Source organism: Flavobacterium sp. KS-LB2 (genome assembly GCF_036895565.1).
Classification (GTDB): domain Bacteria; phylum Bacteroidota; class Bacteroidia; order Flavobacteriales; family Flavobacteriaceae; genus Flavobacterium.
Genome location: NZ_CP145904.1, coordinates 2500329 through 2515159 on the forward strand (window position 1 = coordinate 2500329; position 14831 = coordinate 2515159).

Here is a 14831-nt window from a genome sequence, read left to right on the forward strand (position 1 = left end):
AATGACCAATAAAAAACCTCGAAAGCTAAACTTTCGAGGTTTAATTATTTAAACTAATCCTAATTATTTTTTTGGATTAGTTGATGAATTAAAATCTATTTTGCAGAAATTACTTTTTTCACACTGCTTCCTCTGTTGGTAGTTACTTTTACAACATACACCTCAGATCTATCTATATAAGAATTAAGATTTAGTGTAACTTCTTTGTTCAAATAACCATTACTATCCATTTTTGTAAGCACTGAAACACCTTGTGAATTAAGCACATCGATTTTCACATCAGACACATAATCAAATTTATATTTGATCGTAAGTGCATCTTTGAAAGGAACTGGATAAGCATCAAAACCTACAGGAGCAATTTTTGCATCTATCGGCGCTATTGTATCATTAGTACTAGAATCTGATGTAGCACTACATTTAGGAACATTATATCCCATAAATATTCTACAACCATCAAATGCATTATTGATTTTATCAACAACACTAGCGATACTAGTAAGTGAAGCTCCATTAGTATTTCCACCTCCAAGGGCTTTATTTGCTAAATTGAATAGTCCTTCTACCGTTTTATCTCCTTCAATAGCTGCCAAAACAGAAGCATCAATTGAGTAATATTGGTATTCGTTTACCACACTAGTCAAATTACCATAAATATCATAGATACATTGACGCTCTTTAGGAATATCTGAACCACAACCACCTTCAGCTGCAGCAGTCACTAACATTCCTTCTTGTAATACGAAATCACCAAGAGCTCCATTTATACCTATATTAAGACCTAAAGTAATCGTTTGAGCCAATAAAGTGTTATTGATAGTTCCTTTTTTAGTCAAATAACTACTAGGTAATGCACTAATAGAGTAGCTACCAGATAACACATAACTGCTTCCTCCACCAGGCAAAACACCTACAACCGAATTTCTATCAGTAAGTGTATTTGTAACTATCACAGTATTTCCCAATGAACCTATAGTCATTGTTCCGCCATATGCTGCTAAAGCTCTATCTATAAGATCTAAAGTTGTGTATTTATCGAAACCAGCATCCATATTTGGAGCACATGCCATACCACCAAAATTTCCATAATATCCTTGTGTATACGTGCACAAAGCTTTAGCACAAATCTGAGTAGTTACTTCTACTTGATCAGTAGCAGTACAACCATTTGCTAAACTTGTTACTGTTAATGTATAAGTTCCATCGTGGTTTACTATCGGATTAGCAGTATTAGCTCCCGAAACGATGTTACCACCATTAGTAGCAACCCAAGAGTAGCTTACATTTAAAGTACTAGAAGATCCTGATAATGTAACAGTAGTATTACCACACAAAATTTGAACATCTTGACCAGCAACCGCATTCGGCGGTGTATTGTCTAACGTCACCAAAGCTATATCAGTAGCAGTACATCCATTCACTGGATTAGTAACTGTTAATGTATACGTACCTGCTGCATTTACTGTAGGTGTAGCTGTTGTAGCTCCAGAAACAATGTTTCCGCCATTACTAGCAACCCAAGAGAAAGTAGCGCCTGCTGTTGTAGACGAACCACTCAAAGCGATGGAAGTAACAGTACAAGTCAGTACTTTATCAGCTCCTGCATTTGCATTCGGTGGCGTGTTATTTAATGTTACCAAAGCTATATCAGTAGCAGTACATCCATTTACTGGATCAGTAACTGTTAATGTATACGTACCTGCTGCATTTACTGTTGGTGTAGCTGTTGTAGCTCCAGAAACGATATTTCCGCCATTACTAGCAACCCAAGAGAAAGTAGCGCCTGCTGTTGTAGACGAACCACTCAAAGCGATGGAAGTAACAGTACAAGTCAGTACTTTATCAGCTCCTGCATTTGCATTCGGTGGCGTGTTATTTAATGTTACCAAAGCTATATCAGTAGCAGTGCATCCATTCACTGGATTAGTAACCGTTAATGTATACGTACCCGCTGCATTTACTGTTGGTGTAGCTGTTGTAGCTCCAGAAACAATATTTCCGCCATTACTAGCAACCCAAGAGAAAGTAGCGCCTGCTGTTGTAGACGAACCACTCAAAGCGATGGAAGTAACAGTACAAGTCAGTACTTTATCGGCTCCTGCATTTACATTCGGTGGTGTATTATTTAACGTTACTAAAGCCACATCAGTAGCAGTACATCCATTTGCTGGATTAGTAACTGTTAATGTATACGTACCTGCTGCATTTACTGTTGGTGTAGCTGTTGTAGCTCCAGAAACAATGTTTCCGCCATTACTAGCAACCCAAGAGAAAGTAGCGCCTGCTGTTGTAGACGAACCACTCAAAGCGATAGAAGTAACAGTACAAGTCAATACTTTATCGGCTCCTGCATTTACATTTGGTGTATTAGCATCCAGAGTTACTAAAGCCACATCAGTAGCGGTACATCCATTCACTGGATTAGTAACTGTTAATGTATACGTACCTGCTGCATTTACTGTTGGTGTAGCTGTTGTAGCTCCAGAAACAATGTTTCCGCCATTACTAGCAACCCAAGAGAAAGTAGCGCCTGCTGTTGTAGACGAACCACTCAAAGCGATGGAAGTAACAGTACAAGTCAGTACTTTATCTGCTCCTGCATTTGCATTCGGTGGCGTGTTATTTAATGTTACCAAAGCTATATCAGTAGCAGTACATCCATTTGCTGGATTAGTAACTGTTAATGTATACGTACCTGCTGCATTTACTGTTGGTGTAGCTGTTGTAGCTCCAGAAACAATATTTCCGCCATTACTAGCAACCCAAGAGAAAGTAGCGCCTGCTGTTGTAGACGAACCACTCAAAGCGATGGAAGTAAAAGTACAAGTCAGTACTTTATCGGCTCCTGCACTTACATTCGGTGGTGTATTATTTAACGTTACTAAAGCCACATCAGTAGCAGTACATCCATTTGCTGGATTAGTAACTGTTAATGTATACGTACCTGCTGCATTTACTGTTGGTGTAGCTGTTGTAGCTCCAGAAACAATGTTTCCGCCATTACTAGCAACCCAAGAGAAAGTAGCGCCTGCTGTTGTAGACGAACCACTCAAAGCGATGGAAGTAACAGTACAAGTCAGTACTTTATCGGCTCCTGCATTTACATTCGGTGGTGTATTATTTAACGTTACTAAAGCCACATCAGTAGCAGTGCATCCATTCACTGGATTAGTAACCGTTAATGTATACGTACCCGCTGCATTTACTGTTGGTGTAGCTGTTGTAGCTCCAGAAACAATATTTCCACCATTACTAGCAACCCAAGAGAAAGTAGCTCCTGCTGTTGTAGACGAACCGCTCAAAGCGATGGAAGTAACAGTACAAGTCAGTACTTTATCGGCTCCTGCATTTGCGTTAGGCGGCGTATTATTTAACGTTACTAAAGCCACATCAGTAGCGGTACATCCATTTGCTGGATCAGTAACTGTTAATGTATACGTACCTGCTGCATTTACTGTAGGTGTAGCTGTTGTAGCTCCAGAAACAATGTTTCCGCCATTACTAGCAACCCAAGAGAAAGTAGCGCCTGCTGTTGTAGACGAACCACTCAAAGCGATGGAAGTAACAGTACAAGTCAGTACTTTATCGGCTCCTGCATTTGCGTTAGGCGGTGTAATATTTCTTTCTACAACTACTGTAGCTTGTGCAAAGCAACCTGCAAAACCTGGCGCATATACTTTTACAGTATAAGTACCTGGCTCCATTATTATCCTGTCAGGATCTTGTGGATTATCCCCAGGAATGAGTACACTAGAAGGATTATACCATTCTATAGTCGCTCCAGTTGGAGCTATATTAGTAGCTGTAATAGTAGCATTAGTATTAGTACATGTAATTACACGATTAACACTAGCACTTACTGTTGGAGTTACCGTATTACCAAATGGGAATGGTCCTGCAAAATCTTTTTGCTCACTCGTAAATGAGTCAGATTGTCCACCTGCAGAACTACGCGTTTTAACTAATAAACTACCTAATACATTGGCACATGGTCCAGAACCTGGTCCTTTTCTGTCCAAACCAAAAGCGGTAAGATTAATTCCAATTTCTACATGTTGAAGGGTTTGATAATTATCAAAAAATGTTGCATTAGGTCCTTCAATAGTTCCCCAAGGTGGGCCCAATGTACTTGCTTCTGCATTAACCCTTCCAAAAATATTTTCTACATCGGCTGGATCATTGGAAACAATACGTCCATAGCCAAAAGTACCACTTTGCTCTCCTTTTTCAAAAGTTCCAGGAACTACGCTAAATGGTCTTGCGGCTGCCGAATTATTATAATTATTAAAAACTGTTTCATCCATCCATACTCTGATTCTTACCTCAGGTTTAGATCCACCGCCTTCATAATCAATCGATACGATTATAGTCCCAGGAACATTGACACTTCCGTCAGCGTTAAAAGTAAATGCAGTACGACCTCCATCATTGCCTGTATTCCCAAAAACTAGGTCTCCCGGAGCATAGCTCACTAAGGTTCTGAAGAATTCAAAATCTATATGCTTGCTACCATCTGTTGATCTCAGTGTAGCAGCAGCATAGGCCCAAAGCACATCAAAGGGTCTATCATCTATTGGAAAACCAGGATTTGTAGAAGGATCATGGGGATTTGTTCCTCGTAAATGCGCCATAACATCAATGATATCATCTTTTTGAGGAACACTTCCAGCTCCCAAACTCCAAGTAATTGGATTATCTGCATTTTTATCTGATGAGCTTGCAAAAATACTTGAATCACTATTTCCTTGAGCGGAATTAGTATCCCTTCCATACACAGAATCTATCCATAAAAAGCCGTCAACTACAGGATATGGAAGACCAGGAGCAGGTGTAGTTACTGACTGCCCTTTTGTAAAAGAAAAATTGTTATTAGCTAGAATAGAAGTTCTCAGTGCAGCAGCACCACTTATATCTATCACTCCCTTGCCACTGCCTGGATACGTGCTATTAAACCAATCATCCGTATTTGCTGGACCAGGATTAAAGTTACCAAATTGCAACAAGTTAGCGTAACCATCAGCTTCAATACCAAAATTGGCTTTGACAGCTGCACCCCCTACAAGCTGACCATAAATAGGAGCCTGACCAAATACTAAAAGAAGTAACGTTGTCCAAATAAAGAGTTTTTTAGTGATAGAATTTGGCCATAAAAGACTAGAAAAACCTGTATTGAAATAACAGGAAAAAGTGAGAACATTTTTTTGTACACTTTTTATCGTATAGAATATAAATTTTTTCATAATAATTTGGTTTTAAGACCATATTATTAATAAGAAAGCGCATGTAGAAGTTGGGTTTTCGAGAAATTGAAAAGGTCCTGTTTCATAGAGTGTAGTTTAATACCATAAATTAAAAAAAAAGGAGGTTCCAAACTGGGGCATTAAAAATTACTGAGATACAAATTAACCTTCATAAACACTTACGAAGTAATCCATCATTTAAAAGATTTTTAGTATAGAAAACAATAACTAAATTCTTTTATCTACCAGCAATTGCTTTGCTAAGCAATCTTTAAACTTTAATCTAAAACAATCCGTCTTTAAATTAATAAAGGTTCTAACAAAAGATTTAATAAAACAAATTGCCTTCAAAAAAATGTTTTTTGAAGCGCTCTATTCAACAAAGATTATTTATTTTAAACAACAACTTAAAACACTATAAAACAAATAGTTAAGTTGTTATAAAACTTTAAAATAATTAAGTTTTGTTGAACCAAAGTTAGGCATAACGTCAAAAAAAGAAAACAAAAGATCCTAAAACAAGATAAAATTCTATTATTCTCGACAAGAAACACTATTCGCTAAGAAAAGGTTTACAGTTAAAAAATATTAATACAAAACTACTCGTTAACTTATTGATAATTAGACAGTTAAGTAATTTATTATTTAAATTTTGTTAATAAAAAAGTACTGTTAAAAAACATCAAAATCTCTTAACATATTAATTGTAAGTCTTCATTTTTTTATTTGAATTGAAATGCAAATCTCAAATACTCAAAACATTAAAAAAGTTCTATTTAAGATTTTAAAAAACTCCTGAAGGACTTTAAATAATGCTTTTTATCCATCAAAAAAAAACAATATATAAATTAGCAAAAAAAAAGACCTTTCATTACTGAAAGATCTTTTGTATTAAAAAATTACAATCTTATTCTGATTTCTATTTTACAACAACAGTATTGTTTCTTAAAATTTTGCTAAAAAATAACACATGAGAAGGCAACGCATTTTCCCAATATTCCCAAGTGTGAGCTCCTGGCCGTTCCGTATAATCATGAGAAACTTTGTTGTAAACGAGTCTTCGGTGTAGTTCTCTATTCGATTCAATCAAAAAATCATCTACACCACAGTCTATAATCAATTCTAGTTTATTACTTTTAATTTTATCCACCATATTTAAAACAGCATTCGAAGCATATACTTCTTGGGATGCCCCTTCAACTCCAAAAACAGGTTCCATTAATTTAGTCACTCTTTCTTTAGATTCCGGATTCATCATGCTCCCCATATCCACTGCTCCACTCATGCTTCCAGCGGCACAAAATAGTTCTGGATGTTTTGTCGAAAGGTACAATGCTCCGTGTCCTCCCATAGAGAGCCCCGTAATTACACGTCCTTTTCTGTCATTTATGGTTCGATACGTGTTATCTACTTTCTCAATTACTTCTTTCGTGATATAAGTTTCAAACTGACTTCCTTTATTAACAGGACTATCCAGATAAAAACTGAATGTTTCTCCCTCAGGCATTACAATTATAATATTATATTGATCTGCTAAATTGTGTAATAAATTCTTATCCGGAGTTTTTGACAACCAATCATTAAAATGACCATAAGCGCCATGCAATAAATAAAGTACTGGGTAATTCATTCTACTTTTGGAATAGGAATTTGGCAATACTACCGCAGCCTTATAGGTTTTATTCATAGCCATGCTAGGAATTTGCAACGTATCGGCTTTTGCTGCATAAGAAATAGCAACATGACCAAAAAGGAAAAATAAGAAAACAATTTGAAGTTTTTTCATACGAATCAGTTTTAAGGTAAATTGTAAATATAACACTTTCTTATAAATAATATAAAAACTGTAATTATTGTAAAAAAAAGACCTTCCATTACTGAAAGGTCTTTTATTCTTGTACTGAATTATTAGAATTACGTTCAATTTAAAACGGACAGAAAAAGTCTTTTGTTGAAAAGATCCCGATAAAAATGGGGAAAAGCAATTCATTTTTATTCCCGAATAGATCCCGCTCGAAAGCGGGGTAAGCGATTCACACACTTTTTGCCATGCAAAAAGTGGTTCTATAATTACATATTTCTTCTATACTGACCACCAACTTCAAATAAAGCCGAAGTGATTTGCCCCAAAGAACAAACTTTTGTCGCTTCCATCAGATATTCAAATAAATTTTCGTTTTTAATGGCAGCTTCTTGTATAGCATTCAATTGCTCCTTTACCTTACTCTGATTCGACTGGTGTAAATGACCCAACATATCAATTTGGTATTGTTTTTCTTCTTCGGTGGCACGAATAACTTCGGCCGGAATTACCGTTGGAGAACCTTTAGAACTCAAGAACGTATTCACACCAATAATTGGAAATTCACCAGTATGTTTCAATGTTTCATAATACAAACTTTCTTCTTGAATTTTAGAACGTTGGTACATAGTTTCCATAGCACCAAGCACTCCACCACGTTCAGTAATTCGGTCGAACTCCAATAAAACTGCTGCTTCCACTAAATCAGTTAATTCTTCGATGATAAAAGCTCCTTGAATTGGGTTTTCATTTTTGGCAAGACCTAATTCTTTATTGATAATCAACTGAATTGCCATGGCACGACGCACTGATTCTTCGGTTGGCGTTGTAATTGCTTCGTCATACGCATTCGTATGTAACGAATTACAGTTGTCATAAATCGCATACAAAGCTTGCAAAGTGGTACGAATATCATTAAAATCTATTTCCTGCGCGTGTAAAGAACGACCCGAAGTTTGAATATGGTATTTCAACATTTGCGCACGCTCGTTAGCTCCGTATTTGTTTTTCATGGCTTTCGCCCAAATTTTGCGCGCTACACGACCAATCACTGCATATTCAGGATCTACTCCATTCGAAAAGAAGAATGATAAGTTTGGTCCAAAATCATTGATGTTCATACCACGACTCAAATAATATTCCACATACGTGAAGCCATTAGAAAGTGTAAAAGCCAATTGCGTAATAGGATTTGCTCCTGCTTCGGCAATGTGATATCCTGAAATAGAAACCGAATAGAAATTTCTAACATTCTTAGTAATGAAATATTCCTGTACGTCACCCATCAATCGTAGGGCAAATTCAGTAGAGAAAATACAAGTATTTTGTGCTTGGTCTTCTTTCAAAATATCAGCCTGAACGGTTCCACGAACTTGAGATAATGTTCTTGCTTTAATTTCGTTATACACTTCCAAAGGTAAAACCTGATCTCCGGTAACTCCCAAAAGCATTAATCCTAAACCATTATTCCCTGCTGGCAAATCGCCTTGATAATGCGGTCTTTCGACTCCTTTAGCTGCGTATATTTTGTTGATTTTTGTTTCAACTTCTTTTTCAAGATTATTTTCTTTGATGTAAAACTCACATTGTTGGTCAATAGCAGCATTCATGAAAAAGCCTAATAACATTGGTGCAGGACCATTGATAGTCATACTCACCGAAGTCATGGCGTGAACCAAATCGAAACCGGAATATAATTTTTTAGCATCATCCAAACAACAAATAGAAACTCCGGCATTCCCGATTTTTCCATAGATATCTGGACGTACATGTGGGTCGTTTCCGTATAAAGTTACACTATCAAAAGCAGTTGACAATCGTTTTGCCGGTAATCCTGCACTCACATAATGAAAACGTTTGTTGGTTCTTTCCGGTCCGCCTTCTCCCGCAAACATACGAGATGGATCTTCTCCCTCGCGTTTGAAAGGATATAAACCAGCGGTAAAAGGAAATTCCCCCGGAACATTTTCCTGTAAACACCAGCGCAAAATATCACCCCAAGCTTTGTATTTTGGTAATGCTATTTTCGAAATTTGAGAATGCGAAAGGGACTCTGTATGCGTCGCCATTTTTATTTCTCGGTCACGAACTTTGAAGGTATACACTGGATTCTTGTACTTGTTTACTTTTTCGTCCCAAGTCAAAATGATTTCCCAATTGTACGGATCTAGGTCCATTTTTACTTTATCGAATTGATTCAGTAAAAGGTTGAGGAATATTTTATCCTCAGCAACACCCGGTTTTTCAGATTCTAAAGCAGTTGGTAAAACGGAATCATCATTGATTCCTGCTTTATTTAGTTCAGGTGTTCTCTTGGCTACCGTTTCAATTGTTTTGAAAATCCCGTATAATTTCTGGGCAACTTGCTCTTGGCTTACTGCCGTAACATCATATTTTCTGTTGCTTTCGGCAATTTCTGATAAGTAACGCGTTCTGTGTGGTGGAATAACGAAGATTTTCTCACTCATTTCACGCGTGATTTGAAACGTTGATTTCAAATCAGAATTTGTTTTTTCATGGACTTTATCCATAATCGCTTTGTACAGCGTATTCATTCCCGGATCATTGAACTGCGAAGCAATTGTCCCAAAAACTGGAAGTGTATCTAAATCCGCATCCCATAAGTTGTGGTTGCGTTGGTATTGTTTTTTCACATCACGCAAAGCATCCAGAGAACCGCGTTTGTCAAATTTATTGATCGCTACCAAATCAGCAAAATCAAGCATGTCAATTTTCTCCAATTGGGTTGCAGCACCAAATTCTGGTGTCATTACATACAAAGAAACATCAGAGTGATCCATAATCTCTGTATCCGATTGACCAATGCCAGAGGTTTCTAAAATAATGATGTCATATTTCGCTGCTTTAATCACTTGAATCGCATCGGCAACATATTTAGACAATGCCAGATTTGATTGACGTGTAGCCAAAGAACGCATGTAAACACGAGGATTATTGATTGCATTCATGCGGATTCTATCTCCTAATAATGCACCACCCGTTTTACGTTTGGATGGATCCACAGATATTAATCCGATCGTTTTTTCGGGAAAATCAATTAAAAAACGACGTACTAATTCATCTACTAATGATGATTTTCCTGCTCCACCTGTTCCTGTAATTCCAAGAACTGGAATCGTACTGTTTTCATTCTTTTTTTGGATGGCTTCCAAAGTTTTAGCCGCAACATCCGGGAAATTTTCTGCTGCAGATATAATTCTTGCAATAGCGGTCGGATTTTTTGATTCTAATTCTTCTAATTCATTTGTCAATCTATCACCTGTAGGAAAATCAGATTGTTGTACCAAATCATTGATCATTCCTTGTAATCCCATAGCGCGTCCATCATCTGGCGCATAAATACGCGTAATTCCATACGCTTGTAATTCGGCTATTTCTGAAGGTAGAATTACACCTCCTCCACCACCAAATATCTTGATTTGTCCTGCTCCTTTTTCTTGAAGCAAGTCATACATATATTTGAAATATTCGTTATGTCCGCCTTGATAGGAAGTTATTGCAATGGCATTAGCATCTTCTTGAATTGCAGTATTGACTACTTCTTCTACACTACGGTCGTGGCCCAAATGGATTACCTCAACACCTGTAGACTGAATAATCCTACGCATAATATTGATTGCGGCATCGTGACCGTCAAAAAGAGCTGCTGCGGTAACAATTCTTACTTTATTGTTAGGGATATATGGCTTTTGTTGTTCCATTTTATGAATATGATAATTTAAGCCTGCAATTTACGATTTTATTTTAAAAATTATTTGGTGTTGCTACTCGTTGTTAATAAATAAGACAGAATTTTGTTATTTACCCCTGATTGAAGTAGCATCCCACGCTTTTTTTGGCGAGAATACAGCGTCCAGGAGTTTAGGGAGCAGGACAAATCATAATTAATTCAACTACATTTGTGCTCCTTACGAATAGTTGGCTTTGTTTTTGAATAAGTCGTATTTTTACAAATGCCAGATGGCGAATTAATAAATAAATATTTTACGATGAAGAAAATTTTAATTTTAGTGGTAGCAGTTTCTCTTTCAGGTTGTGCCGAAATGCAACAAGTGATGAATCAATTTCCGCAAACGCAAGGAATTGGCGGTGTTGACATTGCTGGCGGATTGAAGGAAGCCCTGAATAATGGGATTTCAAAACAAGTTACAAAACTAACCGCTACGGATGGTTTTTACAAAAATGAAGCGGTAAAAATTTTATTGCCAGAAGAATTAAGAAAAGTAGATGCCGGTTTGAGACGAATTGGATTGAGTTCATTGGCCGATGAAGGTTTGAAAGTTTTAAATCGTGCTGCTGAAGATGCGGTAAAGGAAGCTACTCCAATTTTTGTTGATGCTGTAAGAAACATGACTTTTTATGATGCCAAAACGATATTGATGGGAAATGAAAGTTCAGCTACGAATTATTTACAGAATAGCACTTCTACAGCTTTGTACGGAAAATTCAATCCTGTGATTAAAAATTCATTTACAAAAGTAGGTGCCGATAAAGTTTGGACGAACATTATTACAAAATACAACAGCATTCCTCTTGTGAATAAAGTGAATCCTGATTTGACTGATTATGTAACCAATCAAGCGTTGAATGGCGTTTTCAAAATGGTTGCCGTAGAAGAGAAAAACATTAGAACTAATTTGAATGCCAGAACCTCTGTTTTATTGCAAAAAGTTTTTGCCATGCAGGATAAAATATAAATTGAAATCTGGCTGTTTTTTTTCAAACATAAAACAGCCAAATCAAACTTTTTTATAAAAAGGAATAGGTTTAGTTTTGAAAAAGTATTCAAAACTAAAATTAAGCTGAAATAAATATAGAATGCAAAAAATTACCATCCTAATTCATTGCGAGGATCAAAAAGCAATTATCGCTTCCGTTACGAATTATATTTCCTCAATTGATGGCAATATTATTTATCTAGACCAACATGTAGATGCTGATGAAAATGTATTTTTCATGCGTTTAGAGTGTGAATTCAGTGCCAAAAACTGGAATATTGACGCCATAAAAACTGATTTTCAAACTAACTTAGCGACTCGGTTTAACATGTCATGGGAAATCTATACCCAAGACGAGAAACCAAAAATGGCTTTGTTTGTTTCCAAATACGATCATTGTTTGTATGATATTTTAGGACGATACAGTGCCGGTGAATTGCCTCTTGAAATTCCGTTGATTATAAGCAATCATGAGGATTTGAGAGCTGTTGCAGAACGCTTTTCAATCCCGTTTCACTACGTTCCTTTCACTAAAGATATTAAATCCGAAGGGGAATTAAAACAATTGGATTTACTAAAACAATACCAAATTGACTTTATCGTTTTGGCACGCTACATGCAAATTATCACACCTCTTTTAATTGCACAGTACAAGAATCAAATCATCAATATTCATCATTCGTTTCTTCCGGCATTTCCAGGAGCAAAACCGTATCATTCGGCTTTTAAACGTGGTGTGAAAATCATTGGAGCTACGAGTCATTATGTGACCGAAGGATTAGATGAAGGCCCAATTATCGAGCAAGATATTGCCCGAGTTTCGCACAGTCATTCCATAGAAGATTTCATTATGAAAGGACGCGACCTAGAACGCATGGTTTTGGCAAGAGCCATAAAACTGCATGCCGAACGAAAAACAATGGTGTATGGCAATAAAACGGTAGTGTTTTTATAACAAGCAAAAATGTCTAATTTTTACAATTCTCAATTATAAAGGGCTGTATTCAATGCCAACAAAAAGCTTTGAAGGCAGTCTAATTAAATCATAATGAAGGATCGCTAAAAATCTTAACGTATGCCCAACAAAGTAATAACAAAATCTTAACAACGAAACATGCTTTTATGTACGACCTTTGTGGAGTAATAAACTGGTTATTTATTATTTTGGTTTTGGTTAGTTAAAGAATTGCCTGCATTTATAATGCAGGCATTTTTTTTATTTAGCTGTATTTATAAAAGAAAGAACCGCATCGTTAAAAGCATTGGGTTGCTCCACATTTACTACATGTCCACATTTTTCTATCACAAAGAGTTTTGACGATTTATAATGATTCTCCACGACTTTCTTAACTGATGGCAAAAACATATAATCCTCTTCACCCATTACATAAAGCGTAGGAATATTTAGTTCAACTTGACGAAACCATTTCAAAACTGGATTTATCTCTGCAGTTAGTTTGAACCATTTGATAAATTCTTTTTGGTATAATTTCTTGGCCTCATTGATAAAAAGCACACGCGATTGTTTGTGACTTTTTTTAGGCATAATTACAAAAGCAAAGAATTTGTACAAAACCAAATACGGCAATACATATTTAAACATATTTCCCAATCGCATTAATACTTGAGAACGGAAATTCATTTTAAGAATTGCTCCACCCAGAATCATACTTTGTACTCGCTCTGGATACATTTCAGCCAATTGTCTGATGAGAATGGTGCCTAATGAAATACCAACAAAATGTGATTTTTTGATTTTTAAAAAATCTAGTACTTCCAGAATATCATTGGCCAAAGCCGAAAAAGTATATTTCTGTTTGAAAGCCGTCTTTAAAGTAGGTTTTGATTCCCCATGACCGCGTAAATCCAATAACAATACATTATATTGTTTTTTGAAATCCCTAATTTGCTTAAACCATATAGACGAACTTCCGCCAGCGCCATGTACAAAAGTGACCCACTGATCGGTGTTTTTATTTTCGTAAATGGTATAATTAATCACTCGTTTTTTTTGTAAAAATAGGACTTTAATTTTAAATCCCAATCTTAACAAAAAATAATGCTTATTTTATAATTGTATACCGTAAATTTGCAAAAAAATTACACCCATGAAAGGATTGTTGCAAGAGAAAAGTGAAATTGAGAATCTTAAAAGAGAATACCAAATGTTCTCAGAACTGAATTTCAACATTGAAAAAACTACGGTTAAGTCAACTGTGCCAATAGAAGAATTAATTTTAGAAGAATGCGAATTATAATTTTTGATGCATTTTTTTAAAGTAATCAAACGATTTTAGTAGCCTGCTTCCATACCAAGAAAACATTTCGCCATCTACAAATACCGTTTTTGCATGATGCGTGTGTATTCCTATTTCGAATGCATCTTCCTCTTTGAAAGGATACGGCTCTGAAGAAAGGAAAACCAAATCCGGATCGCCCTCTAAACGTATTTTTTTGAGTTCGATTTCCGGGTAACGTCCTTTATTCTCGTAAATATTTTGAAAATGGTTCAGTTTCAGTAATTCATTGATAAAATTATTCGAACCTGCGACCATAAAAGGGTTTTTCCAAATGAAATAAGCTACTTTTCTAACCGGTTTATCTTTGATGAAGTTTTTAAAATCGCTCCAGGCAAAAGCCAATTTGTCGTTCCATTTCTGAGATTCGGTTCTACAATTGAATAGCTGACCGAAATCAGTTATCATTTGAAAATTATCTTCAATAGTGATGACATTGGTTACCCAAACTGGGCAAATTTTCCTCAATTCCTCGACTATTTCAAGTGTATTTTCCTCTTTGTTGCAAATGATGATATCCGGTTGCAACAATCTAATTTTCTCATAATGCACTTTTTTAGTACCACCAACTATTTTCTTGGTTGATTTAAAATGATATGGATGCACACAGAACTTTGTTATTCCAACAATTCGGTCTTCCAAACCCAAATCATACAATAATTCCGTTTGCGAGGGAACTAATGAAATAATACGTTTTGGTGAAGTTTCAAATAAATGGGACGTCCCGAGTTGGTCGATTAGAGTTTTCATATTT

At 36.1% G+C, this 14831-nt stretch carries 8 protein-coding genes; 3 read left to right on the forward strand and 5 right to left on the reverse strand.

Features of this window, described 5'->3' with window-relative positions; translation table 11 throughout:
* Positions 1-95: 95 nt before the first annotated feature.
* The 3 genes from V5J73_RS10650 to V5J73_RS10660 form a co-directional block, all read right to left on the reverse strand.
* The gene (locus tag V5J73_RS10650; protein WP_338645735.1) at positions 96-5240 is read right to left on the reverse strand and encodes a T9SS type A sorting domain-containing protein; all 5145 of its coding nucleotides are present in this window, start codon (positions 5238-5240) and stop codon (positions 96-98) included.
* 919 nt (positions 5241-6159) lie between these two features.
* Positions 6160-7026 (reverse strand): alpha/beta hydrolase, encoded by an 867-nt coding sequence (locus V5J73_RS10655; protein WP_338645736.1) that lies wholly within the window; start codon positions 7024-7026, stop codon positions 6160-6162.
* A 284-nt stretch (positions 7027-7310) separates the two neighbouring features.
* Positions 7311-10763, reverse strand: a complete 3453-nt coding sequence (locus V5J73_RS10660) for a methylmalonyl-CoA mutase family protein (protein ID WP_338645738.1) — start codon at positions 10761-10763, stop codon at positions 7311-7313.
* Between the two features lie 288 nt (positions 10764-11051).
* On the opposite strand from V5J73_RS10660, the gene V5J73_RS10665 reads away from it, so the two are divergent.
* Together V5J73_RS10665 and purU are read left to right on the forward strand one after the other, a co-directional pair.
* Positions 11052-11759: a DUF4197 domain-containing protein gene (locus V5J73_RS10665; protein ID WP_338645740.1), complete on the forward strand. Its 708-nt coding sequence runs from the start codon at positions 11052-11054 to the stop codon at positions 11757-11759.
* 121 nt (positions 11760-11880) lie between these two features.
* Positions 11881-12735 carry a formyltetrahydrofolate deformylase gene (purU, locus tag V5J73_RS10670; protein WP_338645742.1) on the forward strand — a complete coding sequence of 285 codons (855 nt, stop codon included), beginning with the start codon at positions 11881-11883 and terminating at the stop codon, positions 12733-12735.
* A 261-nt stretch (positions 12736-12996) separates the two neighbouring features.
* On the opposite strand, the gene V5J73_RS10675 is transcribed toward purU, so the two are convergent.
* Positions 12997-13782 carry an alpha/beta fold hydrolase gene (locus tag V5J73_RS10675; RefSeq protein ID WP_338645744.1) on the reverse strand — a complete coding sequence of 262 codons (786 nt, stop codon included), beginning with the start codon at positions 13780-13782 and terminating at the stop codon, positions 12997-12999.
* A 106-nt stretch (positions 13783-13888) separates the two neighbouring features.
* Here V5J73_RS10675 and V5J73_RS10680 point away from each other — a divergent pair, with 106 nt between their 5' ends.
* Positions 13889-14038, forward strand: a complete 150-nt coding sequence (locus V5J73_RS10680) for a hypothetical protein (RefSeq protein WP_338645746.1) — start codon at positions 13889-13891, stop codon at positions 14036-14038.
* Here V5J73_RS10680 and V5J73_RS10685 read toward each other — a convergent pair.
* Positions 14033-14827 carry an ABC transporter substrate-binding protein gene (locus V5J73_RS10685; protein WP_338645748.1) on the reverse strand — a complete coding sequence of 265 codons (795 nt, stop codon included), beginning with the start codon at positions 14825-14827 and terminating at the stop codon, positions 14033-14035. The genes V5J73_RS10680 and V5J73_RS10685 overlap by 6 nt on opposite strands.
* Positions 14828-14831: the final 4 nt, after the last annotated feature.